Source organism: Tropicimonas sp. TH_r6, from assembly GCF_033101155.1.
Lineage (GTDB): Bacteria > Pseudomonadota > Alphaproteobacteria > Rhodobacterales > Rhodobacteraceae > Tropicimonas.
This window is the reverse complement of record NZ_JAWMPX010000021.1, coordinates 70,343-94,981: the sequence shown is the minus strand read 5'-3', so window position 1 is coordinate 94,981 and position 24,639 is coordinate 70,343. Positions and strand designations below refer to the sequence as shown.

The 24,639-nt window shown below is 63.2% G+C and carries 25 protein-coding genes; 19 read left to right on the top strand and 6 right to left on the bottom strand.

Features of this window, described 5'->3' with window-relative positions:
• The first annotated feature begins 254 nt into the window (after window positions 1-254).
• From R3X27_RS18425 to R3X27_RS18395, 7 genes are all read left to right on the top strand, one after another.
• The gene (locus R3X27_RS18425; protein ID WP_317710348.1) at window positions 255-1,040 is read left to right on the top strand and encodes an IclR family transcriptional regulator; all 786 of its coding nucleotides are present in this window, start codon (window positions 255-257) and stop codon (window positions 1,038-1,040) included.
• Between the two features lie 359 nt (window positions 1,041-1,399).
• A complete protein-coding gene (locus R3X27_RS18420) occupies window positions 1,400-1,816 on the top strand; it encodes a cupin domain-containing protein (protein WP_317710347.1) in 417 nt (138 codons plus the stop codon).
• 63 nt (window positions 1,817-1,879) lie between these two features.
• A complete protein-coding gene (locus tag R3X27_RS18415; protein WP_317710346.1) occupies window positions 1,880-2,863 on the top strand; it encodes a TRAP transporter substrate-binding protein in 984 nt (327 codons plus the stop codon).
• A gap of 59 nt (window positions 2,864-2,922) precedes the next feature.
• Entirely contained in the window at window positions 2,923-4,197 is a 1,275-nt protein-coding gene (locus R3X27_RS18410) for a TRAP transporter large permease (protein ID WP_317710345.1), read from the top strand.
• Window positions 4,198-4,201: 4 nt separating this feature from the next.
• Window positions 4,202-4,714 (top strand): TRAP transporter small permease, encoded by a 513-nt coding sequence (locus R3X27_RS18405; RefSeq protein WP_317710344.1) that lies wholly within the window; start codon window positions 4,202-4,204, stop codon window positions 4,712-4,714.
• A 26-nt stretch (window positions 4,715-4,740) separates the two neighbouring features.
• Entirely contained in the window at window positions 4,741-5,469 is a 729-nt protein-coding gene (locus R3X27_RS18400) for an SDR family oxidoreductase (RefSeq protein WP_317710343.1), read from the top strand.
• Between the two features lie 86 nt (window positions 5,470-5,555).
• Complete coding sequence (locus R3X27_RS18395) at window positions 5,556-5,891, top strand: hypothetical protein (RefSeq protein ID WP_317710342.1); 336 nt, start codon at window positions 5,556-5,558, stop codon at window positions 5,889-5,891.
• Between the two features lie 13 nt (window positions 5,892-5,904).
• Here R3X27_RS18395 and R3X27_RS18390 read toward each other — a convergent pair whose 3' ends face one another.
• Entirely contained in the window at window positions 5,905-6,222 is a 318-nt protein-coding gene (locus R3X27_RS18390; RefSeq protein ID WP_317710341.1) for a hypothetical protein, read from the bottom strand.
• Between the two features lie 82 nt (window positions 6,223-6,304).
• Here R3X27_RS18390 and R3X27_RS18385 point away from each other — a divergent pair, with 82 nt between their 5' ends.
• From R3X27_RS18385 to R3X27_RS18340, 10 genes are all read left to right on the top strand, one after another.
• Window positions 6,305-7,264 (top strand): tripartite tricarboxylate transporter substrate binding protein, encoded by a 960-nt coding sequence (locus tag R3X27_RS18385; RefSeq protein ID WP_317710340.1) that lies wholly within the window; start codon window positions 6,305-6,307, stop codon window positions 7,262-7,264.
• A gap of 68 nt (window positions 7,265-7,332) precedes the next feature.
• Entirely contained in the window at window positions 7,333-7,734 is a 402-nt protein-coding gene (locus R3X27_RS18380; protein WP_317710339.1) for a tripartite tricarboxylate transporter TctB family protein, read from the top strand.
• A 12-nt stretch (window positions 7,735-7,746) separates the two neighbouring features.
• Window positions 7,747-9,225, top strand: a complete 1,479-nt coding sequence (locus R3X27_RS18375; RefSeq protein ID WP_317710338.1) for a tripartite tricarboxylate transporter permease — start codon at window positions 7,747-7,749, stop codon at window positions 9,223-9,225.
• A 257-nt stretch (window positions 9,226-9,482) separates the two neighbouring features.
• Window positions 9,483-10,685 (top strand): 3-oxoadipyl-CoA thiolase, encoded by a 1,203-nt coding sequence (gene pcaF, locus R3X27_RS18370; RefSeq protein WP_317710337.1) that lies wholly within the window; start codon window positions 9,483-9,485, stop codon window positions 10,683-10,685.
• A 14-nt stretch (window positions 10,686-10,699) separates the two neighbouring features.
• Window positions 10,700-11,689, top strand: a complete 990-nt coding sequence (gene paaA, locus R3X27_RS18365; protein WP_317710336.1) for a 1,2-phenylacetyl-CoA epoxidase subunit PaaA — start codon at window positions 10,700-10,702, stop codon at window positions 11,687-11,689.
• A 22-nt stretch (window positions 11,690-11,711) separates the two neighbouring features.
• On the top strand, window positions 11,712-11,996 hold the full coding sequence (paaB, locus tag R3X27_RS18360) for a 1,2-phenylacetyl-CoA epoxidase subunit PaaB (protein WP_317710335.1): 285 nt from the start codon (window positions 11,712-11,714) through the stop codon (window positions 11,994-11,996).
• Window positions 11,996-12,757 (top strand): 1,2-phenylacetyl-CoA epoxidase subunit PaaC, encoded by a 762-nt coding sequence (paaC, locus tag R3X27_RS18355; protein WP_317710334.1) that lies wholly within the window; start codon window positions 11,996-11,998, stop codon window positions 12,755-12,757. Before paaB ends, paaC begins: the two co-directional genes overlap by 1 nt.
• Before the next feature lie 106 nt (window positions 12,758-12,863).
• The gene (paaD, locus tag R3X27_RS18350; RefSeq protein ID WP_317710333.1) at window positions 12,864-13,337 is read left to right on the top strand and encodes a 1,2-phenylacetyl-CoA epoxidase subunit PaaD; all 474 of its coding nucleotides are present in this window, start codon (window positions 12,864-12,866) and stop codon (window positions 13,335-13,337) included.
• Between the two features lie 95 nt (window positions 13,338-13,432).
• A complete protein-coding gene (locus tag R3X27_RS18345; protein ID WP_317710332.1) occupies window positions 13,433-14,506 on the top strand; it encodes a 2Fe-2S iron-sulfur cluster-binding protein in 1,074 nt (357 codons plus the stop codon).
• An 11-nt stretch (window positions 14,507-14,517) separates the two neighbouring features.
• Complete coding sequence (locus tag R3X27_RS18340; protein ID WP_317710331.1) at window positions 14,518-15,279, top strand: Phenylacetic acid catabolic protein; 762 nt, start codon at window positions 14,518-14,520, stop codon at window positions 15,277-15,279.
• 259 nt (window positions 15,280-15,538) lie between these two features.
• Here R3X27_RS18340 and R3X27_RS18335 read toward each other — a convergent pair whose 3' ends face one another.
• A complete protein-coding gene (locus R3X27_RS18335) occupies window positions 15,539-16,978 on the bottom strand; it encodes a PLP-dependent aminotransferase family protein (RefSeq protein ID WP_317710330.1) in 1,440 nt (479 codons plus the stop codon).
• Window positions 16,979-17,041: 63 nt separating this feature from the next.
• Here R3X27_RS18335 and R3X27_RS18330 point away from each other — a divergent pair, with 63 nt between their 5' ends.
• Window positions 17,042-17,701, top strand: coding sequence for a pyridoxamine 5'-phosphate oxidase family protein (locus R3X27_RS18330; RefSeq protein ID WP_317710329.1), 660 nt, complete (start codon window positions 17,042-17,044; stop codon window positions 17,699-17,701).
• 113 nt (window positions 17,702-17,814) lie between these two features.
• Here the strand turns inward: R3X27_RS18330 and R3X27_RS18325 are convergent, their stop codons facing one another.
• Entirely contained in the window at window positions 17,815-18,372 is a 558-nt protein-coding gene (locus R3X27_RS18325) for a DUF1523 family protein (RefSeq protein WP_317710328.1), read from the bottom strand.
• Window positions 18,373-18,384: 12 nt separating this feature from the next.
• Entirely contained in the window at window positions 18,385-18,816 is a 432-nt protein-coding gene (locus R3X27_RS18320) for a hypothetical protein (protein ID WP_317710327.1), read from the bottom strand.
• Between the two features lie 64 nt (window positions 18,817-18,880).
• Between R3X27_RS18320 and R3X27_RS18315 the strand changes: the two genes are divergently transcribed.
• Window positions 18,881-20,179, top strand: coding sequence for an acetylornithine deacetylase/succinyl-diaminopimelate desuccinylase family protein (locus R3X27_RS18315; protein ID WP_317710326.1), 1,299 nt, complete (start codon window positions 18,881-18,883; stop codon window positions 20,177-20,179).
• 103 nt (window positions 20,180-20,282) lie between these two features.
• On the opposite strand, the gene R3X27_RS18310 is transcribed toward R3X27_RS18315, so the two are convergent.
• Both R3X27_RS18310 and R3X27_RS18305 read right to left on the bottom strand, forming a co-directional pair.
• Window positions 20,283-22,079, bottom strand: a complete 1,797-nt coding sequence (locus R3X27_RS18310) for a DUF3604 domain-containing protein (RefSeq protein ID WP_317710325.1) — start codon at window positions 22,077-22,079, stop codon at window positions 20,283-20,285.
• Window positions 22,079-24,007: a DUF3604 domain-containing protein gene (locus R3X27_RS18305; protein WP_317710324.1), complete on the bottom strand. Its 1,929-nt coding sequence runs from the start codon at window positions 24,005-24,007 to the stop codon at window positions 22,079-22,081. Before R3X27_RS18305 ends, R3X27_RS18310 begins: the two co-directional genes overlap by 1 nt.
• Between the last annotated feature and the right edge of the window lie 632 nt (window positions 24,008-24,639).

The following is a 24,639-nucleotide window of genomic DNA, read 5'->3' as shown; positions in this document are numbered from 1 at the left end:
AAGACGGAACGGGCTGGGCGGGGACGGCTCGCGCCCCTCGCCCTGCCTCGTCAGACCTGTGCTGTTCAGGGAGAAGGCAACCGGCCCAAAACTGTGCTGAACCGGCCGCACAGGCCGGTTCTGTTCGAAACCGGGTCGCACCCAATGTCAGAAATGGGTTGCGGCGCATGAAGCAATCGTGGGATCGGTCCGTTCGACGCGAAATGCTGGCTGGCCGTGATCACGCGGCCTGACGGGCCATCGAAGACGGTAAGATGAACGAAACGACCGGGAAATACAGAGCGCCGGCCCTGGAGAGGGGCCTGGATGTTGTTGAGCTGTTGAGCGAGCAGGACGAGGCGCTCTCCAAGAAGGAGATCTCCGAGAGGCTCGGTCTATCGGTCAACGAGTTGTTTCGGATGCTCTATGTCCTCGAGGAGCGCGGCTTCATCGCTGCCGACGAGGAGACAGGAAAGTTCCGCCTGACCCTCAGGACCTTCGAGCTGTCCAACCGGCATCCACCGCTGCAACGACTGCTGAGCGCTGCCAGCACGGAGCTCCAGGATCTGGCCGACCAGACGCAACAGGCCTGCCATATTGCTGTGCACCAGGACAACATGATGGTTGTCGTTGCCCAGCAGGACAGCCCCTACAAGATGGGTTTCACGATCCGGTTGAGCGCCCGGATCGATATCCACGGCTCTGGGTCCGGTCTTGCCTTTCTCGCGTTCCAGACAGACAGTCAGGCCAATGCCATTCTCGAGAAGTCGAACGCAACGGCCGAGCAGAAGCAGATGGCGCTGAGCCAGTTGGAGAAGATCCGCAGGCAAGGCTATTTCGTTGGCGCCAGCCCTCAGATCAGCGGCGTGACCAACATCACCTACCCGATCTTCAACTCGACGAAGAAGGTCGAAGCGGTGTTGACGATGCCGTTCCTGACGCTGAATTCGGACAGCCTGCACCATCAGGTTGTCAGCTTCGAGGACTCCCGCAAGGCGGTTGGCGAGACCGCCGAACGTCTCATATCGGCGATCGGCGGCGTCCACCCCGACGCACGGTAGCTTCCGTTCCTGAGTTGCATTCACTGCGCTGCGCCGGCTCTTCGGCCGCCAGCAGATCGTCCAGTTGACGGTCGTGCGGGGCAAACGATGAATCGTATTCTCGTTCATATATAAAATGGATTCTCTGAATCCATCCCTGGTCCTCTTTCATTTTCGCCAGCAGACCTGACGCAACCGCCCACTGGGCACAATCCCCTCATCACCACAAGAAGCACAAACATCTGTTAAAATTCACTTTTTAGGAATCGGTGAATTCAAGACGGTGCTGACTTGTGATTTTCATACTTGACGGACGCATTTTATTTCTGAATGCTTTGGTTGACTCATGAATGATCGCAACCATTCTCCAGGAGACCAAAATGGCGACTGAACGAAAGCAATACGTCTATACGATCAAGGATCTGCCCTTGACGCCGATCGTTGAAGACCAGGGGATCAGCACCCGCTTCCTGCTCGGCGACAACCTCATGGTCAGCTTCATCGAGAACCCGCCGGGCGCGATGTTCCCGATCCATCAGCATGAATGTGAGCAGATCATGATCATGACCGAAGGCACGGAAGAGCACGAGATTGACGGCAAGATCTTCCCGATGAAGGCCGGCGACGTCGCCGTCCACCCGTCCAACGTCCCCCATGGCGGCAAGTCCGAGACCGGAATGAAGGCGATCGACATCTTCGCGCCGCACCGGCCCGAGCATCTCGCCAAGATGACGCAATACGGCACCCTGCCGAATGAAGACGGCACCTATCCGGCCAAGAATAACCTGGACCAGTAGGTCATGCCTTACGATGCGGGAGGAGACTTGCATCGTCACACTGGAATGCAATGGGAGGAAACTATGAGCATTCTGACTAAATCCCTGAAGATCACGGCCTGCAGCGCGGTTCTGAGCGTGCTGGCCGCGAGCGCCGGTCTCGCCGAGATCACCCTCAAGCTCGGCCACTATGCCGAGACCAACCACCCGGCCCATGTCGCCGCCCAGCAGATGGCGGACAATGTCGCCGAGCGGACCGGCGGTGAGGTCAAGATCGAGATCTTCCCGGCCAACCAGCTGGGCGCGCCGAATGACGTTCTGGAGCAGAACGTGCTCGGCGCCATCGACATGTCGCTGCCCACCCAAGGGCACCTGTCGCGCTACTCGCAGAAATTCGCGACCGTCATGACGCCTTTCGCCTTCCGCGATCGCGAGCATGTCTATGAGGTGCTGGACGGACCCTTCCTCGAATGGGCCGGCCCGGATCTCGAAGAGCAGGGCCTTGTCTACCTGTCCAACTGGGACTGGGGCTTCCGCAACATCACCAATGGTGTTGGCCCGGTGAACACCCCCGAGGACGTCAAGGGGCTGAAGCTGCGCACGCCGCCTGAAATCCAGCTGCAATCGGCGATGTCGGCGCTTGGCGCCAATGTCACACAGATGGCATTCAACGAACTCTACCTGGCCCTGCGCCAGGGCGTCGTCGACGGGCAGGAGAACCCGCTCTCGGTGATCTACCACCACAAGATCTATGAAGTGCAGGACAACCTGGCGATCACCCAGCATGTCTACAACTCCATGGTCAGCGTCGTCTCCAAGGTCAGCTGGGACAAGCTCACCCCCGAGCAGCAGCAGATCCTCAAGGAAGAGAGTGCGGCGGCCGGCAACCTGATGCGCGAGCAGATGACCGCAGAAGATGCCAGCCTGATCGAGAAGCTCGAGGAGAAGGGCATGAAAGTGACCTATCCCGACCGCGCCGAATTCCAGAAGCTGATGGGCCCCGCGCATAAGGCCATTGGCGACTATGCCGGCGAAGAGAACATGAAAATGTTCCTCGAAATGCTCTGATCCAACCGTGCCCGGCGCGTGCATCTCGCCGGGCGCATTCTTCTCTTCGGGAGCATGTGATGACTGCCGCGCTGATCTTTGCTGGTCTGATCTTCCTGATCATGATGGGCGTGCCCATTGCGATCGCCCTCGGCGCCGTCTCCCTGGTGGCAATGGCCGACAACCTTCCCGCCCTCGGCCTGATGGCCCAGCGGATGTACTCCTCCACGACCGGCTTCACGCTTTTGGCGATCCCCTTCTTCATTCTCGCCGGAAACCTGATGAATACTGGCGGCATCACCGAAAAGATCTTCCGCTTCGCCAAGGCCAGCGTCAGCCATTACTGGGGCGGGCTCGGCCAGGTGAACATCCTCGCCTCCATGATCTTCTCCGGCATGTCCGGCGCCGCCGTAGCCGACGCCGCGGGCCTGGGCAAGATCGAGGTCAAGGCCATGGTCGATGACGGCTACGACCCGGAATTCGCCGGCGCGGTTACCGCCGCCTCCTCGACCATCGGCCCGGTCGTCCCGCCCTCCATTCCCTTCGTGATCTATGGCTCGCTGACCGGCGTGTCCGTCGGCAAGCTCTTCCTCGCGGGCATGGTGCCGGGCGTGCTGATGGCCATCGCAATGGCCGTGGCGGTCAACCTGATCTCGCGCAAGCGCAACTACCCCCGCCGCCCCAAGGCCGGATACGGCGAATGGTGGGCGAGCTTCAAGGACGCGATCCTCGCGCTGCTGACGCCGCTCATCATCATCGGCGGCATCCTCGGCGGCTGGTTCACCCCCACCGAGGCGGCGGTCATCGCCTGTATCTATGCCCTTCTCCTCAGCACTTTCGTCTACAAGGAGCTGACCTGGCGCAAGCTGCTGCACATCCTCGAAGACACGCTGCTGCACACGGTCCGGGTCATGTTCATCATGGCGACCGCCGGCTTCTTCGGCTGGGTCCTGACCCTCAACCAGGTGCCGCAAACCCTCGTCTCCGGGCTGACCACCGTCACGCAATCCCCGACGCTGCTGATGCTGATCATGATCGGCGTGCTGCTGATCCTGGGCATGTTCCTTGAAGGCATCGCCGTGATCCTGATCTGCGTGCCGATCTTCATCCCCGTTGTCGCCTTCATCGGCATGGACCCGATCCAGTTCGGCGTCGTGATGATCCTGGCCTCGATGATCGGGTTGCTCAGCCCGCCGGTCGGCATGTGCCTCTACGCAGTGGCATCGATCAGCAACGTCAAGGTCACGGCGCTGAGCCGCGAAGTGCTGCCCTACATCCTCGGGATCTTCCTGGTGATGCTGATGGTCGCCTTCATCCCCGCCATCTCCCTCTCCGCAACCTACCTGATCGAGTGATGCCATGATGGACGCAATTCACATGCTGGACCGCTGGATCTGCCGGATCATGGGGGCGCTCGCCGTGGCCCTTCTCTGCCTGCTCTTCTTCCTGATGTCCTGCAACGTGATCGCCCGGTTCGTTCCGGTCTTCTCGATGGGCTGGTTCGACGAGATCGTGGAACTGTCCTTTGCCTGGATGGTCTTTGCCACGGCCGCCGTGCTGTGGCGTCACAAGGCGCATCCCTCGATCGATATCCTCGAAGGGATGCTGGAGGGCCAGCGCGCCCGCTATGTCGTCTCGATCCTGATCGATCTGGTGAATATCTGCTTCCTGCTGGCCTTTACCTGGTACAGCTACTCGCTGGTGATGAACGCCTCGGCTTCCTCGCCGATCTTCCAGATACCGCGCAAGCTCTTCTACGTCATCATGCCCGTCACGGGCGCCTATATGACCACCGTTTCCCTGTTCTTCTTTGTCGACCATATCCGCGGGCTGCTGGCCCCCGGAGCCGTGGACGACACCCCTTCCCACTGATCCATTCGATCGAAAGGCACCCAATCATGGCCAAGATTCTCATCACAGGCGCGAGCACGGGTATCGGGGCGGAGACCGCGCGTCTCCTCGCGTCGGGCAATGAGCTGTTTCTCGTCTACAATCGCTCGGTGGATGCCGCCAAGGCGCTGGCCGCCGAGACCGACGCGCTCGGCGCCACCACGCATCTGCTTCAGAGCGACATCACCAGCGAGATCGCCTGCATCGATCTGTTCCGTCAGATCGGCACGCTGACCGACAGTCTGGACGTGCTGGTCAACAATGCCGGCGGGCTTGTGCGCCGCCAGGCCGCCGATGCGCTGGAATGGAAGCTCATGGAGGAGATCTATGCGCTCAACGTCTTCTCGCTGATGAAGATCACCTCGCTGGCCATCCCGCTCCTGCGCAAGGCCGAGGGCGCGAGCATCGTCAACATCACCTCCATCGCCTCGCGCCACGGGGCGGCGGGCGCGACGATCTATGGCAGCGCCAAGAATGCCGTGGATTCGCTGACGCGCGGCTGGGCCAAGGAGCTGGCACCGGCCATCCGGGTCAACTCGGTTTCCCCGGGCGTCATTGTCACACCGTTCCATGACAAGGTCTCCACACCTGAACAGATGGACGCCTGGGCCGAAGGCAACCCGTTGGGTCGCAACGGCCAGCCGGAGCATATCGCCTCCGCCATCAAGTTCGTCATCGAAAACGACTTCATCAATGGCGAGAGCATCGACATCAACGGTGGTCTCCTGATGCGCTGATCCAGCGCTCCTCCCGGCCGCCAGCCTCCTCTTTGCTTCGGCTGGCGGCCTCGAAAACAAATTCCTGCAAGAACCGAGGTGTCGCAATGACCGCTCCGTCGGACGGGCGTGCTCTTGTCTATGGAAATATCGACAGGATCATGGCCAATGCCCAAAAGTTCCGGGCCGAAGAAACCGTCTCTCTCATCGATCTTCTCACCGATGACTTCATGGCCGAACACACCGATCTCGACTCCATAGGCGCGCTGTTCGCATTGGCCGGGGAGCAAGAGGTGAGCGAGGACGCGCTTGCCCGCATTCCGGACGAGTTCTGGGAGGGGCTCGTCCGCGCGCATTCGGGCTTCGAGTCATGGTCGGACATGTTCACGGCAGCCACGCAGACGCTGGTTCGGCAGCGCCTGCTGGACGGCTGCGAGGCGTGATGCCGTCCGTTTCTCAGAGGCTCAGGACAATGTGCTCGACCGAGGGCTCCGACATGAGCGCCAGCAGCGTCTGCGTCTCTTCGCCGTTCCGGGCGCGCTGTGGAGAGGCCAGCGCGGCCAGCATCCCGGCCTCATCTTCGTACCGCATATCGAGGATGAGCTGCACATCGGACAGGGACGGATCGCCGCTCACGGGAAGCAAGGCGTCGGCCGAGAGGATGGCGGGGAAATCCCTGATGAGGGGAAGCATCCGCGCGTTCAGATGGGCGACGAACTCCGCCCGATTCTCGTCCGGCAATGTGCCGCGAAAAATGGCAAGTCGAGCCAGCATGACGCGCCCTTTCTATCATGTTTCGGAGCTTTCATGAACACAAGTTAATATAATTTTGTCAACCACTTAGGGAGGAAAAACTATGGTTGCCTACAACACTCTGATCGCGGGTGTATCGCTGTCTCTCGTTGCCGGTCTGGCGACGGCTGCGGACTATCCCGCGAAGGACGTGACGATGATTGTTCCATGGTCTGCCGGCGGCGGCACGGACACGATCGCAAGAAGCCTCATCGCGGAAGCGGAGGAATGTTTCGGCACCAATATCAATGTCGTCAACAAGACCGGAGCAGTCGGTGCGGTCGGCATGGGCGCCACGGCGGCGGCGCGCAATGACGGCTACACGATCGGGCTGATCACTTTCAATCTGTCGACCTATGGGCTGCTGAGCCAGGCGGATCTGAGCTACGAGGATTTCGACCTGATCCAGATGATCAACCAGAGCCCCGGCGCGATCACCGTTGCCGCCAATTCCGATTGGCAGACGCTGGGTGACCTGATGACCTATGCCGCCGAGAACCCGGGCGTTGTGACGGTCGGACATGCGGGCACCGGTGGCGCCTGGCACCTGTCGGCGGAAGCGCTGGCCTCCGAGCATGGCGCGGGCTTCAACTACGTCCCCTTTGACGGCTCGGCCAATGTGCGCACCGCGCTGATCGGCAACCATGTCGCCGTTGCCACGACCGGCATCGACGAGATGAAGCAGCTGCTCGAAGCAGGCCAGGTGCGTGTGCTGGCGGTGAACGCGCTGGAGCGGGCCGAGGCTTTCCCTGATATCCCGACGATTGCCCAAGCCGGCTACCCGCTGGAAGCGCCGATCAATGACTGGCGTGGTCTCGCGGCGCCCAAGGGTCTGAAGCCGGAGATCAAGGACGAGATCATCGCCCGGATCAAGACCTGCTACGAGTCCGAAAGCTTCCAGGCCCTTGCCCAGGAACGCGGCCTGCCGCTGGTCTACAAGGACCCCGCCGAGTTCGGCACATTCCTTGCCGATCTGGAAGCGAGCCTGTCCGTCGCGATTTCCAATCTGGGAATCGGCGAGTGATCGGCGCCACACAAACAAAAAGGGGGGCTCCCGCTTCGGGAGCCCTTCTTGAAAAGGCGGTTCTGGCCGTGCTGGTGCTTCTGGCAGCCAGCGCCTTTCACATTGCCGGCGATTATGGCGACGGAACGCGCAGTGGCGGAGATGTCTTTCCCCGCATGACCGCAGGTGCCGTTTGCGCGACTGGCCTCTTGGCCTTGTTCCTGCCATCGCCAGCAACAGAGAGACCGACGATCTCTCCGAAATCCCTGCGTATCCTGGCGCTCACGCTCGCCTTTCTGGGACTGATGCCGAGCATCGGATACCCGCTGGTCGCCCCGCTCTGGATTGGCGGCGCGATGTGGGTCTTCGGCCTGCGAAACCCATTCCTGCTTCTCTCAATTGCGCTCGGCTTGAGTGCCACGGCCTGGATCATGCTGTCCCGGCTCGCCTTCGCGCCGCCACCAGCCGGATTATTCGAAGCATTATTCTAAGGAGGCTTCGGAATGGAAGCACTGAGCATCTTTCAAGGCATGACGACGGTCCTGGGAGACCCGGTCACGTTGATCTTTGTCTTTCTCGGGGTCATCGCAGGCGTCTTTGTCGGCGCGATGCCGGGGCTGACAGCCACGACAGGTTGCGCGCTGCTTCTGCCTTTCACCTTCGGACATGAACCGCTGCACGGGCTGCTGATGCTGGTCGGTGTGTTCACCGGCGGTATCTATGGCGGCTCGCTCTCCGCGATCCTGCTGCGCACGCCGGGAACGCCCGCCGCCGCCGCCACGATGATCGACGGGTTCCCGATGTCCGAACGCGGCGAGGCCGGGCGGGCGATTGGCCTCGCCACCGTCGCCTCCTTTGTCGGCGGCAGCGTCGGTGCCATCGTCATGACGTTGCTGGCCCCCAAACTGGCTGCACTCGGCCTCGCTTTTGGCCCGCCCGAGTTCTTTGCGCTGACGCTTTTCGGCCTCGCCATGATCGTGGCCGTCTCCGGCGACAGCCTCGTGCGCGGAGTCATGGCGGCGGCGATCGGTATGTGGATCTCGACCATTGGCTTCGATCCCATTGCCGGTTCTTCGCGCTACACTTTCGGCATCCGCGAGTTGCTGGGTGGGGTGGAACTGATCCCGATCCTGGTCGGGCTTTTCGGCGTCGCGCAGGTCCTGGCGCGGGCCGAGAAGCTGCTCGTATTTCCCAAAAGCCCCGAGAAGGAGAAATTCCTTCCCCGGCTCTCCGATCTGGCACTGACCAAATGGACGGCGGTGAAATCCGCGCTGATTGGGGTGTTCGTCGGCTCCGTGCCCGGGGCGGGCTGCGATATCGCGGCTTTTGCCGCCTATTCCGAGCTGAAACGCAGCGAGGGCGTGGGCTCCGATCTCGGCAAGGGCAACCCGAAAGGAATCGTCGCGCCGGAAGCCGCCAACAATGCCGCAACCACTGGCGCGCTGATCCCCATGCTCTCGCTCGGGGTTCCCGGAGATGCCGTAACGGCCGTGCTTCTAGGCGCACTGACCATTCACGGCTTCGAGCCGGGCCCGGTCTTCTTCTCCTCCAACCTGGACCTGATCTACGCGCTGTTCGCTGGCGTTATCTTCGCGCAGCTCGCATTGCTGATCGTCGGCCTCAGCCTGACCGGGCTCTTCGCGCGGCTGATCCGGATCGACCAGCGGATCATGATCCCGGCGATCCTGTTCCTGTGCATGATCGGCTCCTACTCCGTGCGCTACAGCCTGTTCGACATGTATGTGGCCCTGATCTTCGGCTGCGTCGGCTTCCTGTTCGAGAAAGTGCGCATCCCCCTGTCGCCGCTCCTGCTCGGGGTCGTGCTGGGGACGTTGTCGGAGCAGAATCTCCGGCGCTCCCTGATCATGTCGCATGGCGATCTTGCGATCTTCGTCCAGCGTCCCGTGTCGCTCGCCCTGACCGCAGGCGCCTTCTTTGCGATTGTTTTCATGGTCCTGCGGCTGCGCCGATCAACTACCTGACGGCAGGCCAGCCAGCGGGACGTTGACACAATATCATCCTAAACCTCTGTAATTATTTTATAACTCTGACTTTTTACGTTTCAGAGCATCAGGAGTCTGACGGTCGCAATCATCATGTTCGGCACATTCTTTCCGGAATTACGTTACGCGCAACTCTCTATTTTGGGTTTTTCGTAACATTTCTTCTTGCTTCGAATCGCCCTTCACCTCATGTTCGACCGAGCGGTCGGCTAATGACCAGGGGGGAGAGCAAAGCCATGGACGCATTTATCTGCGACGCCATAAGAACGCCAATCGGGCGTTATGGTGGCGCCTTGTCATCGATCAGGACCGATGACCTTGCCGCGCTCCCAATTGCTGCACTTGTTGCGCGCAACAGCCAGGTGGACTGGGCCAGCGTAGACGAGGTGATCCTGGGCGATGCCAACCAGGCCGGCGAGAGCAATCGCAACGTGGCCCGGATGGCAGCCCTGCTGGCGGGGCTTCCGCAGGACGTGCCCGGGACAACGGTGAACCGGCTCTGCGCCTCCGGCATGGATGCCGTCGGCATGGCGGCGCGAGGCATTCGCGCCGGCGATTACGACCTCGCCATCGCGGGCGGCGTCGAGAGCATGAGCCGGGCGCCCTTCGTCATGCCGAAGGCGACCACCGCCTTTACCCGGGCAAATACGGTCCATGACACGACCATCGGCTGGCGCTTCGTCAATCCGAAGATGAAGGCGATGTTTGGCACCGACTCGATGCCGGAAACCGCCGACAATGTCGCCGCCGATTGGGGCGTGAACCGCGCTGATCAAGACGCTTTCGCGGCCCGCTCGCAGGCCCGCTGGGCAGCGGCGCAGGCAGCGGGAGCATTTGCGGAGGAGATCGTCCCCGTGGAGGTGCCGCAGCGCAAGGGCGCGCCGGTCATCGTCGATACGGATGAGCATCCCCGCCCGGGCACCACGGCCGAAATGCTCGGCAAACTCAAGGGCGTAAACGGGCCGGAGCTGACCGTCACAGCCGGAAATGCCTCTGGTGTCAATGACGGCGCAGCGGCGCTGCTGCTGGCTTCGGAGGAAGCGGCGGAGAAGAACGGACTGGAGCCAATGGCGCGGGTTGTGGCGATGTCCGCGGCCGGTGTCGCGCCGCGCGTGATGGGTATCGGACCGGTGCCTGCGACCCGCAAAGTTCTGGCACGGGCCGGGCTTACAATCGAGCAGATGGACGTGATCGAGCTGAACGAAGCCTTCGCCGCGCAGGGGCTCGCGAGCCTGCGTGAGCTTGGCCTGCCTGATGATGCCCCGCATGTGAACGCCAATGGCGGCGCGATTGCGATGGGTCATCCGCTGGGGATGTCCGGCGCGAGGCTGGTGCTGACGGCGGCCTATCAGTTGAAACGCACCGGCGGACGCTACGCGCTCTGCACGATGTGCGTCGGAGTTGGACAGGGCGCGGCCCTGATCCTTGAGCGCGTCTGAACGGGAGGGCAGACATGTACGCACAGATGATCAAGACGGCTCGGAGCGGGGTAAAATCCCGCGACGAGATGAGTGAACAGGAACGCGCATTCCAGGACAAGATCGACGCCGATATCAAGATCGAGCCGCGCGACTGGATGCCGGATGATTACCGCGCCACGCTGATCCGCCAGATCGGCCAGCATGCGCATTCGGAGGTCGTGGGACAGCTCCCCGAGGGCAACTGGATTACCCGCGCTCCGACGCTGGAGCGCAAGGCGATCTTGCTGGCCAAGGTGCAGGATGAGGCGGGGCACGGGCTCTACCTTTACTCAGCAGCGGAAACGCTGGGCGAGAGCCGGGACGAGCTGGTGCGCCTGTTGCATGAAGGCCGGATGAAATACTCCTCGATCTTCAACTACCCGACGCTGAACTGGGCCGATATCGGCGCGGTTGGCTGGCTGGTGGACGGGGCGGCCATCGTCAACCAAGTGGCGCTGCAACGGACCTCGTACGGCCCCTATGCCCGCGCGATGGTGCGGATCTGCAAGGAAGAAAGCTTCCACGCCCGCCAAGGCTACCATGCGATCATGAAGATGGCCTTCGGCTCACCGGAGCAGAAGAAACAGGCACAGGATGCGGTCAACCGTCTCTGGTTCCCGTCGATCATGATGTTCGGTCCGAATGACAGCGAGTCGACCCATTCCGAGCAGTCGATGGCCTGGAAGATCAAGGTGAAGTCGAATGACGAGCTGCGCCAGCAGTTCATCGACCAGACCGTTCCCCAGATCGAATATCTCGGCCTTGAGTTGCCCGATCCGGGCATCAAGTGGAACGAAGAGCGCGGCCATTACGACTTCTCGGACCCGGACTGGTCAGAATTCTTCGATGTCATCAAGGGCAACGGGCCCTGCAACGTGGATCGCATGACCGCGCGGCGCAAGGCCTGGGACGACGGCGCATGGGTGCGCGACGGTCTGCTGGCCCACGCGCAAAAGAAGACCGCTCGAACGGCCGCCGAATAAGCCTCAAGGGGAGGAAACGAATATGAGCAATGAATGGCCCCTCTGGGAGGTCTTTATCCGTGGCCAGCATGGTCTGAGCCACCGCCATGTGGGCAGTCTGCATGCGCCGGATGCCGAGATGGCGATCAAGAATGCCCGCGACGTGTATACACGTCGCAATGAAGGCGTGTCGATCTGGGTTGTCGAGGCGCGGCATATCTCGGCCACGGCGCCGGGAGAGAAAGGGCCGCTCTTCGAGCCTTCCGAGAGCAAGGTCTACCGCCACCCGACCTTCTTCGACATCCCCGAAGACGTGGGGCATATGTGATGACCCGCGATGAAGCCCTGTTTGAATACCTGCTGCGGCTGGGGGACAATACGCTGATCCTCGGCCACCGGGTCTCCGAATGGTGCGGGCATGCGCCCGTTCTGGAGGAGGATATCGCGCTCGCCAACACGGCGCTGGACATGATCGGCCAGACGCAGATGTGGCTCGGGCTGGCTGCGGAGGTCGAGGGCAAGGGGCGCGACGCCGACAAGCTCGCCTTCCTGCGCGACGCCTGGGATTTCCGCAACCTGCTATTGGTCGAGATGCCGAATGGCGATTTCGGCCAGACCCTGATGCGGCAGTTCCTCTTCGACGCCTTCCATTCCGTGCTGCTCGGTCGGCTGATGACCTCTTCCGACGAACGCGTTGCCGCGATTGCTGCCAAGGCGAGCAAGGAGGTGACTTATCACCTGGAGCGCTCTGCCGACACGGTTGTCGGCCTCGGCGACGGCACCGAGGAGAGCCATGCCCGGATGCAGGCAGCGCTGGACTACCTCTGGCCCTATGTGGGCGAGATGTTCCGCGCCGACGACGTGGACACGGAGATGGTCGCCGCCGGTATCGCGCCGGATCCGAGCACATTGCGTGCGGAGTTTGACGACATCGCCACGCGGGTGCTGTCGCAAGCGACACTGGAGATCCCGACGAGCAGTTTCGGCCACAAGGGCGGCAAGGATGGCAGTTTCCACACAGAACATCTTGGGCATCTGTTGAGCACCATGCAGTGGCTGCAACGGGCCTATCCGGGCTGCGAGTGGTAATAGGTCCAACGGTTGGACACTGCGCAGAGGGCAACGCCCGCCCATGGGGCGGGGCTGGCGCTGCCCGGCGTTGTCGCCGGGCGGGACATCTGGACAAGGCACCGCAATGACTGAAGCAATTCACAAGCCAAGCGAAGCCGCGATCTGGCAATGGCTCGACGCCGTTCCGGACCCCGAGATCCCCGTGATCTCGGTGGTCGACCTCGGCATCGTGCGGGGAGTCCAATGGCAAGGCGACACACTCGAGATCGCCGTCACGCCGACCTATTCCGGCTGCCCGGCGACCTCGATCATCTCGATGGATATCGAGACGGCCTTGCGCGACAGGGGCATCGACAAGATTACGATCAAGCAGCAGATCGCCCCTGCATGGACAACCGACTGGCTCACAAAGAAGGGCCGCGCGGAGATGGAGAAGTTCGGCATCGCGCCCCCGTCCCCCGCCCAAGGGCCCGAGCGCTGCCCCCATTGCGGCGGCACGGATCTGGAGCGCCTCAGCCAATTCGGGTCCACCCCCTGCAAGGCGCAATGGCGCTGCAAGGGCTGCCTCGAGCCGTTCGACTATTTCAAGTGCATCTAGGGCGCTTCGCACCGAAGCGCCGGGACCATCACATCGACGCGCCGCCGGGTCCGGAAGAGCACCCGCCGCGCATCGCACCGTAGGGAGGAGACCCCATGGCACAATTTCACGAACTGACCGTGCGGGAGGTCCGCAAGACCATCCGCGACGCTGTCGTCCTGACGCTGGAACCGGGAAACGGCGCGGCGGGGGAATTCGACTTCACCCAGGGCCAATACCTGACCTTCCGCCACGATTTCGACGGCGAGGAGTTGCGCCGCTCCTATTCCATCTGCTCCGGAAAGGATGACGGCACGCTTCAGGTCGGTATCAAGCGTGTCGATGGCGGCGCCTTTTCGACCTGGGCCAACGAGGCGCTGGAACCGGGCGCAGTTCTTGAAGCCATGCCCCCGATGGGTGGCTTCTTCACGCCGCTCGATGCAACGGCTGCGAAGCAATATCTCGGCTTCGCCGGCGGCTCCGGCATCACGCCGCTCTTGTCGATTATCAAGACCACGCTCGCCCGCGAGCCGCAGTCGAGTTTCACGCTGGTCTATGCCAATAAATCGGTCTCCACGATCATGTTCCGCGAGGAGCTGGAAGATCTGAAGAACACCTATATGGGCCGCTTCAACGTCCTGCATATCCTTGAAACCGACGCCCAGGAGATCGACCTCTTCACCGGGTTGGTGACGGAAGAGAAATGCGGCGAGCTGTTCAAGGGTTGGATCGATATCGAGCATGTCGACACGGCCTTCATCTGCGGCCCCGAGCCGATGATGCTCGGCATCGCCGCCGCGCTGCGCAGCTCCGGGCTTGAGGACAGCCAGATCAAGTTCGAGCTTTTCGCCTCTGCCCAACCGGGTCGCCTCGCGCGAAAGGCGGTTTCGAAGGACGCCAGCCGTGACAGCAAGGAGACCACCGCCGCCATCACGCTCGACGGCGCCACGCAGACCATAGCGATGGACAAGGACACCACCCTGCTCGACGCAGCACTGGCCAACTCCATGGATGCGCCTTTCGCCTGCAAGGCCGGCGTATGCTCGACCTGCCGTTGCCGGGTGCTGGAAGGCGAGGTGGACATGGTCGCCAACCACGCGCTCGAAGATTACGAGGTGGAGAAGGGCTATGTGCTCTCCTGCCAGTCCTTCCCGGTCAGTGACCGGGTGACCGTCGATTACGACCAGTAAGGAGCACCGACATGACCGAGATGAGCATCGAGAGCTACCTCGCCCAGGGCGGTGTGCTGACCTCGCCCGGCAATGCGCCGCCGCGCTACCGCGCCGAGCTGATGCGGCTGATGGCAAGCTTCGTTGACAGCGAGTTGGCCGGGGCGGCGGGCTTCGCGGATATCATCAATGAAGGGCCTGGTATCACGGAACGCATCGCCGCGTCCCGGATCGTGCTGGAGAAGCTCGACCATGCCGAACGTGTCCTGAAAATCATGGGTGATTTTGGCGCCGATACCGCGCGATACGCCAATCACCATCCCTGGACCGCCCGCCTGTCTCGTGAGTCGGATATCGGAGCCACCCGCACCGGGCAGGACATGCGGCTCGCTGTTTTTCACTACCCGCTTCAGGGGTGGGCCGACGCGGTGGTGATGAACCTGTTGATGGGTCTGGCGGTGGGTGTCCAGCTTTCCGAGTACCAGAAGATCTCCTACCAACCATTGGCCGAAGCCTTTCGCGCCATCGCCCCCAGGGAGGCACGCCACGCGGAGCTTGCCCGCGAGGGAATGGAAGCGCTGGCGGCGGATCTCGCCAATCTCGAAATGCTGCGCAGGTCGGCCGCCTATTGGTGGCCGCGCGTGGCGGCAAGTTTCGGCGCGGAAAGCTCGTCGCGCGCGGACAGCCTTGCCGCCTTCGGGCTCCGCAAGCGTTCAAATGGCGCGTTGCGGACGCAGTGGGAGACTGAAGCCAGCGCAGCGCTGGCACAACTGATCGGTGACGGCTGGCGCTAGGATCGACGAAGAAGACGCCAGCGAGACGGTCCACGCCGGATGGCTGCGCCGCGGTCGCACGATCCGGGAGGGGCGCGTGGGAGCACGCCCCGACACTTGGTAGGCAATCCGACCGATCTGGACGAAATGGGCCAGATGCCGTGCATTCGGTCAGCGAGGCTTGCCGCCGAACAGAGTTCGAGCGGCGAAGGCGCCGCTGCGCGGCGCGGTCGTGCCCCTGCGATGGGTTTCCGCCCGGGAAGACCGGACGCGCTCCGCTTCAGCCCCGCAACACCGCCGCCATGCGCGCCACACTCTCGTCGATCTCCACCTCGTTGAAAGCCGCGAAGCCAAGGACCAGCCCTTGCCGCGTCGGCGCACCGGCAAAGAAGCCGGAAAGCGGCCGCATCCGCAGCCCCACGGCTGCACATCGCTCGCTCGCCTCCACATCGGAGATCCGCCGTGCCAGTTCCGGCGCGAGCCCCGCCACGAGATGCATCCCCGAAGGCACATCTTCCACGGCCAGCAACCCTTCGCATCTTCGTTCCAACGCAGCGACCATCGCCCGCTGCCGTTGCGCATAGAGGCGGCGCATCCGGCGCAGATGGGTGGAGAAAAGCCCCTCTTCCATGAACCGTGCCAGCACCGGCTGTGCGACCAGCGCTGCCTGTGCTCCGCGCTGTGTGACCAGGTGTCGAGTCGGTCCTTCCAGAGCGGCGGGAATGGCGAGAAACCCGAGCCGAAGCCCCGAGAACATCACCTTCGAAAAACTCCCCGCATAGATCACCCGCCCGGCCTCATCGAGGCTCATCATCGCCGGCAGCGGCTGGCCGCGATACCGGTATTCGCCGTCGAAATCATCCTCGATCACCCAGCCGCCGGTCTCCGCCGCCCAGCCGAGCAGTCGCAACCGCCGCGCCAGGGGCAGGGTCATGCCAAGCGGGAACTGTCGCGACGGCGTCACCGCGACCGCCCGGATCTCGTCCCCGAGCAGCTCGGGGTCAAACCCATCCGCATCGACCGCAACCGGCCGGACCGTGAGCCCGGTCTCCGCGAAGGCGGACCGCAGAAGCGCATGTCCCGGCTCCTCGACGGCAACGCAATCGCCCGGCTCCAGCGCCGTTCGCGAAACCAGCTCCACGGCCTCCCGCAAGCCCGAGGTAATCACGATCTGAGATGGCGCACATCGGATCCCGCGCCAGTCCCGGAGATGCTGCGCGATCGCCGTCCGAAGCGGTGCCCAACCCAGCGGATCGATCCGCGCAAGTAGCGCGGGCTCGGGAGCGCGCCAGACCTGGTCGAAGAGCCGCGCCCAGTGGCGATGCGGAAAGCCCGTTACATCCGGAGCCGCACTGTCAAACGCGCGGAGCGGCTCTGGTCGCGGCAACGGCTGTGTCTCCTCCGGGGCCAATGGCGGCTGCGGCAGGGCAGACAACTCCGGCGCGATGAACATCCCCGCGCCGCGCCGCCCGACGAGATAGCCTTCGCTGACAAGCTGGTCGTAGGCGGTGACCACCGTCAGCCGCGAGACCGACAGCTCACCCGCCAGCAGCCGACTGGCCGGCAGCCTGTCACCAGAGCCGAGCCGCCCCTCGCGGACAAGCCGCCGGATGCCCTCCGCAAGCTGCGCCTGCAATGGCTGCGATACACGTCGATCCAGTGTTATCGCGAGCCATGAGGAGTCAGAATTGGACTTGTTCATTTCTCCAAATGTGGACATTTCATCAGTCCATGCAAGCGCCTATTCAGAACCGGAAGACGACCTTTTCCAGGAATGAAGACGATGCCAGAGGATCACGCCCCCCACCCCACCGACCGCGCTCGCCTGCGCCGCACGAACCAGCGCGGGTCCTATGACCCCGCCTCGCTCTATGCGATGCTCGATGCCAACCCGGTCTGCACCATCGGATACGTGATCGACGGCAAGCCCTTCGCCACGCCAACCCTGCAATGGCGCGAAGGCAGCCATGTCTACTGGCACGGATCTTCGGCCAGCCGGATGCTCAAGAAGTCACTTGGGCAGGAGGTCTGCCTCACGGTGACCTGCCTGGATGGCTGGGTGCTCGGCCGTTCGGCGATGCATCATTCGGTGAACTTTCGCTCCGCCATGCTCTTCGGAACGGCCTTCAGGGTCGAAGGCCCGGAGGCGAAGACAGACCGGCTCAAGACGATGGTCGATGGGTTCTTCCCCGGCCGCTGGGACATGCTCCGGCCGATGACGGATCAGGAACTGAAGGCAACGGCGGTCTTCGGCATGGAGATCGACGAGGGGGCAGCGAAGGTCCGCTCCGGTCCGCCGATCGACGACGAGGAAGATTATGCCCTGCCGATCTGGGCCGGCGTGGTCCCTACTCGGACCGAGTTCCTGCCGCCCGAACCCGATCCGCGAAACCTCGATGGGGTCGGGCTGCCCGATCATGTACGGGATTTCAGGACCGGCTGAAGCCGTGGGCCGTACTCCCGCCGGAGAGCAAACTGGCGCCGCACCGCCCGGTCCGCAGGAAAGATCATCCTTTCCGGACAGGTTCAGTGCGTTCACCGTCCCGCCTGTGGCGATCAATCCAGCTCGGGATCCCGGCGCTTGGCCCAGAACTTGCGCCAGCGCGAATAGATCGCAAGCCATGTGCAACCGAGTGCGAAGAGAATCGAGAGCGAGATCCACGGGGTGATCCGCACATCCGGTCCGTCCACCGGCTTCACGGAGATCGCGTTGGGATAGATCGACAGGTACTGGCTCCGCCAACCGTATTTCTTGATCGCCACCCATTGCGGATTGTCCCGGGTCGAGAGGAGATCCGAGGCTTGGGTGTGCAGGCTCGAGGTGTTGAACTTGAAATAGGGCGGCCAGCCCCAGCCCGTATCCTCGTTGCGATATTCCATCTCGCTGTCATTGGGACGCTTGGCGCTGATGAAATGGACATCCCGGCTGGCAATGCCGGTGGCTTCGCCAGTATCGGCATCGGCCCAGAACAGTGCATTGTCGCCCGGGTCAATCCTGCGGATATCGGCACTGACAATCCGCACCACGTCGTTGCGCGGCAAGGTGTAGTGCAGGAAACCCGCGATCACGGCCAGCAGGGCAAGCCAGAAGCTCCAGCGGACATAGAACCACATGAGGTCGTCTCCTCAGTTGTAATTGGTGAAATAGATGATGGTGCCGATCAGCAGGATCGGCACGACATACACGCCCAGGATCAGCTTGCGGCGCAGCGACTGATCGTATTCGTCAAGGCCCGCCTCGACGAACTCCTCCCGGTCCGGGTTGCGTCCGGCGCGGTGCCGCAGCCGGTCGAAGAGCGAATCATTGTCGTCTTCCAACCCGGCGCGGGCGACAGCCTCCGGATCATCCTCCTGAAGCTCATCCCATTCCGCTTCGAGCTTGTCGCGGCGAACGCTGCGCGAATAGAGCGACAGCGACACGTAGACAACGCTCAGCAGGGCGAAGAGGATCAACAGCAATCGGGCAAGCGCGGCCATCAGTGGCTCCGGAATGGGCGAGACGGGTTTGCGCCAGTGATAGCCTGCCCGGGCGGGAGACGCGACGCCAAACTGCGACACGCGAGCCATCCTGTCGCGGGCGCCCCCCATTGCCTGTCCGTCGGCTCGGGCCTAGCGTGCCGCCATGGCCAAGGATATCGACACAAGGCTCGCTGCCGCCATCGAGGCCCGGCGCGACGAGCTCATTTCGCTGACACAGGACCTCATCCGCATCCCGACGCTCAACCCGCCGGGACGCAACTATCGTGAGATCTGCGACTATCTTGATGGCCGCTTCTCGGAACAGGGGTTCCAGGTCGAGCTGGTCCGGGCCGAGGGTGCGCTGGCCGATAGCGATCGCTATCCACGCTGGAACATCGTCGCCCGTCGCGAAGGGCGGATCAGCGGCGAGACCGTGCATTTCAACTCCCATCACGACGTGGTCGAGGTCGGCAATGGCTGGAGCTTCGATCCGTTCGGGGCCGAGCTGCACGAGGGCCGCATCTATGGCCGCGGCGCCTGCGATATGAAGGGCGGGCTGGCCACTTCGATCATCGCCGCCGAGGCCTTCATCCATGCCTGCCCCGATTTCGCCGGCGCCGTGGAGATCTCGGCCACTGCGGACGAGGAATCGGGCGGATTCGGCGGCGTGGCCTACCTCGCTCAGGAGGGCTGGTTCGATCCGTCCCGGGTGCAGCATGTCATCATCCCCGAGCCGCTCAACAAGGATCGGATCTGCCTCGGCCATCGCGGCGTCTGGTGGGCGGAGATCGAGACGAAGGGCCGAATCGCCCATGGCTCCATGCCCTTCCTCGGCGATTGCGCCGTGCGCCACATGGGAGCGGTCCTGGCCGAGATGGAGGAAACGCTCTTCCCGCTGCTGGCCTCCAAGCGGACAGAGATGCCGGTCGTGCCGGAAGGGGCGAAGCAATCCACTCTCAACATCAACGCGATCCATGGCGGCGAGCCCGTCCAGGACGCGGATTACACCGGCCTGCCAGCACCCTGTGTCCCCGACCGCTGCCGCATCACCATCGACCGCCGCTTTCTGATCGAGGAGGAGATCTCCGAGGTGAAGGCCGAGGTTTCGGCGATGCTGGAAAAGGTCAAATCCGCGCGCCCGAGCTTCGAATACGAGATCCGCGACCTCTTCGAAGTCCAGCCGACCATGACCCCCGAGGGGGCCCCGGTGGTCCGTTCGGTGGCGAATGCGATCGAGAAAGTCCTGTCCCGGCAGCCCGACTATGTTGTCAGCCCCGGCACCTATGACCAGAAACATATCGACCGTATTGGCAGGCTGAAGAACTGCATCGCCTATGGGCCGGGCATCCTCGATCTCGCGCATCAGCCGGACGAATGGGTGGGTGTGCAGGACATGGTCGACAGCGCCAAGGTGATGGCCCTCACGCTCGCCGAATTGCTGCTCCCCGATCAGCAGGGCTGAACTTTGGGGGGCAGAGCGGCACCGACCGCCCCCCTGCCCCAGACACCATGATCGCGGACACGGAGGGCTCGCCCCAACAGGCCCGAACCGAACCTGACGTGGATCAGTTCGTCGGCGAGTAGAAGATCGGCGAGCCCCAGGCGCGCTCCTGGATCACCGCCGGGACGTCTTCCAGAAGCGGCAGGCCGTTGCGAACGGCGTCGTAGGTGGTCCAGCGCGGGGTCGGGATCTCGATCGCGCGGGCGTAGTAGAAGGCGATCGCCTGCGGGTCATATTCCGCGTCGGTCCAGCGCCCCATCAGGACGGGCGCGCCGATCTCGTTGGTGAACATCGCCGTCTCAAGGTCCACCGTGTTGCCCACGGGGGGCAGCTTGCCGGTGGCCGGGTCGATCTCGCGGCTCCCGGACCAGACCACGTCGATGATCTTCTCGTTGGCATCGCCGTATTCGTCGACCCAACCCTTGATGATCTGGATGCGGTCGAGATTGGCGCCCATCGGGTCCTTCTCGGCATGGACCGTGAAGCTCGGCGCGGCACCGAGCGGCGGCAGGTTACCGCCCATATGGGTGCCCAGCAGGTAGCCTTCCTCGGCCATCGCCACAGGGTCCGTCGGCTCCGAGAACCCCACGCCCCCGAACATGCGAACCTTGATGCGCGGCCCTGAGGTCGCGAAGGTCTCGCGCCGCTTCATCGCGTCCCAGATCGCGCCGCGGGTGTTCTGCGTCGCCCAGACCCCCGCGAGTGAGCCGATGGAGAGGTCCTGCCCGTCGATCCAGCCGGCCACGCTGCCGCTCCGGCGGCGTTCGACGCTGCCATCCTCGGGCCCATGCGCGCCGATGAAACTGTCCTCGGCCACGGCCGACATCATCCCGTTATGGTTGTCGGTGCCGCCGATGAAGCCGTATTTGAACGGGTTCACGCCGAGCGCAAATTCATAGCCGAGGCCGTCGATCAGCCCGCCGCGCACAAAATCCCGCTGGCGAAAGACACGCCCCGAATTCTTCTGGATCGAATCCGCGTTCTCGAATCCGGCGAACTCGTCTGCGGACCAGAACTTGCGATGCACCTCGGAATTGCCCTTCACCTGCATCATCTCGATCAGCGGCTCATAGGCTTGCCGCGTGCGGGCATAGTCGAGATCCATCGCCTCGCCGAAACTATCCGTGTCGGGGAACATCCGCCCCTTGGACGCGTTGGAATTATGCGGAATGGCGAGCAGCCGGCGCCCCTCGGTCTCCTGGTCCTTCATCCAGGCCCAGAGGTTCTCCTCCGCGTTGATGTCGATATAGCTCGGCACGCTGGCGGGCACGTTGCTGTCGCGGAAGAGCACATTGCGGTGCAGATTGGCGCCGTTGGGCGCGGCAGACCACTCGAAGCCGATCAGCGCAGTGAAGGTGCCGGGATCATTGGCCTCTTCGGCGGCATCCACGATCACCTGCCAAGCCGATTTGGCCGTTGCCGGACCCGCGAAGAAGGGCGGATGCTGCGGCGTGGCGGAGCGGTTCGAGGAGACGACATACTTGATGAACCATTGCTGCCGATCCTCGAGGCTCTCCAGCCCACGCAGCGCCACGAGATCCGCGTTGTCATGCCCGGGCGCGTCTTCGAACATGGTCGAGTACATCTCGCCCATATATTCCGCGTGATCGGTCACGGCGGCGAAATCGAGCGGGCGCGTGTGCTGGGCGGTGGTGCCATCGGGGAGGGTCACCGGCTCGCCGCGAGCGTAGGCGAGGCTGTCCGCCGGCATCAGCCGGGTGCCGCCGATATACGCGTCGAGCGAAAAGGCCGTGTGCAGATGCGTCTCGCCGAAATAGGCGTCGCGCAGCGGGTTGGGATCGGCGGCGGCAAGGTTCGCAGCGCCCAATAGCGCGGTCGCCGAAAGAAGACGCTTCAACATCACTTCGCTCCTGTGTCGGGTGTGTACCAGATCGGCGAGCTGTACGCCCGTTCCTGGGTGATCATACTGGCGTCGGACGGCATCTCGATACCAAACCGCACAGCATCATAGGCTGTCCAGCGCGGGGTCGGGATCTCGATGACGCGGGCATAGTAAAATGCGCTTTGCACCGGGTCCCAGTCCGGATCCTGCCAGACCGTGCCGAGTTCGGAAGCGCCGATGGTGTTGGTCCAGGCCGGGATCGACAGATCCACCGTGATGCCGACCGGCGGTACCGTGCCGTCCGCGCCGGGCACCCGGTCGTCCGACCAGGCGACATCATAGACCTTTTCGTGCTGTGTCGCCGACTCGTCGAGCCAGCCCTTCACGATCTGGATGCGGTCGAGATTCGCACCCATCGGATCGCGCAGGGCGTAGACAAGGAAGGAGGGCGGCCCATCCCCGGCAGGCAGGTCGGCGCCCATCGGGACGCCCTTGCTGTAGCCGACAAGCGCCAGGTCGCGACGCAGGGCATCGGCCGGCTCGAAGGAATGACCGCCGAAGAACCGCACCCGCATGCGCGGGCCGGTGGTGGCATAGGTTTCCCGGCGTTTCATGCCGTCCCAGATCGCTCCACGGCTGTTCTGCCCGGCCCAGACCGCTGTCAGCCCGCCGGTGATGTATTGGTGCGACATGAGCGCCACCGAGCCGTCGGCATGGGTCTTCGAGACGTGTTCGGCCCGGTGCGGGCTTGGCTCATAGGCGGTGAACTTTCCGTAGAAATTGTCATTGTCCGGTGCTGTGAGGCCTGTATGCGTATCCGACGCGCCAACAAGGCCGAACTTGAACGGGTTCGCGCCCAGCTCCGCCTGCACCGCAAGCCCGCGCGCCAGGCCGGAGCGCACATATTCCCCGGGCAGCATCTCGGGGGTCTTTGCTTCCGACGCATCGAGATTGCCGTAATCCCAGGTCTCGAAATCAGCAAACGCATCATCGGGCGAGAGCATCGGATGCGCCTCCCCGTCGCCCTTGATCTGGGTCGCCTCGTAGAGCGGCTCCCATTTCTGCCGCGCTTCGGCATAGGCGGCGTCGAGCGGGGCGCCTTCGGCGAAATCATCCTTCAGCGAGAACATCCAGCCATTCGACAGGTTGCCGTTATGCGGGATGGCCAGCACGTTGCCGCCTGTCTGCGCCTCGTAATTCTCCATCCAGGCCCAGAGGTCTCGCGGGTTGGGCGAGCCTATCGGCGGTGTCGTCGTATAGGGCACGATCTGTCCCGCACGCTCCGGTCCGTCGCGGAAGATGACATTGCGGTGCAGGTTGTTGCCCTGAACCAGCGAGGTCCACTCATAGGCGATGAAGGTGGTGAACTGGCCGGGATCGTTGAACTCTTCCGAAGCGGCGATGATGTCGTCCCAGACCCGGGCATAGGCGGGATTGCCGGGTTGGTAGTTCAGCGCCGGGGAGACCTCGCCTTGCGCGAAGGCCGCCACAAGCTCCTGCGCCGCCCGCATCGCGGTCTCGCCGCCCGCGTTGAACTTCTCGTTGAAATACCGCCCCTGCTCGTCCGCCATGATGTTCGGAGCGCCCCCGATTATGTCAGTGATGGCCCCCATCGCATCGGAATGGTCGGTGATCATGAAGAAATCGAGCGGCCGCGACAGCTTCACCGGCTGACCGGTATTGGAGGTCACCTGGTCGCCCCGGGCGAACCGATAGGCGTCGCGTGGCATGAGACGCGTTCCGCCGCCGCCGGCATCCCCGGACAGGCCGGTGTGAACATGGGTGTCGCCGAAATAGACCTGCGTGGGATAGGACCTGTCCGCATAGGGCGAATAGGGGCGACCGGATGGTCCGGACAGCCCTTCCGAGTTGATCGCGTCCTGTGCCGCGGCAAGACTTGCGGTCGTCGAAAGGGCGGTGACGAGAAGAAGTCGAAAAAAGGTCATGTCCTGGGATCCTTGAGTGGGAATTCCTGCAGTCTCGTGATGGTCGCCTGAAGCGGTCCCGGCGTGTCTACCGGGGGCGCAGCCTTTCCAGGATCTATCGGGATTCGGATTCATGCTGCGTGCCTTTGTTTCAAGCCTGCCCAATATGCGTCGTCCGGCATCTGCCGATCAAGCGCGGCGTGGCGGGCGTGTATTTCACAATGCCATTCAGCGCTTGATCGCGCGCATGGCCCAATCCGATGATGACCACCGGATACAAGACCCCATTCCCGACCGGCACGAAGATGGCGTCAGCACACCAAACCGGGTCGGGTCGGTCGATGCGCATCTTCCTCGACAAATGCGGCTAGACCGGATGCCGCGGGTGCGGTTGGCGAGTTCCGGGGCGTTTTTTGGTGAATTGACGATTTCACGCGGCGATCTTGTTCGGGTGCATGTGAGGCTTGGGATACGCTTGGTTGACTGTCCAATGTTTCCGGACCGCCTCCCTTTCATGAAGGGCGACCCCACCCGGCGGAAGCAACGCCGGGGAGAACTTGCCGGTCAGGAAAGCGCGCCATGGCGAGGAACCGGCCCGAGGCCGGTTCTTCGCTGTTCTGCCGACCCACGCTGATCGGCCTACACCCAGAACG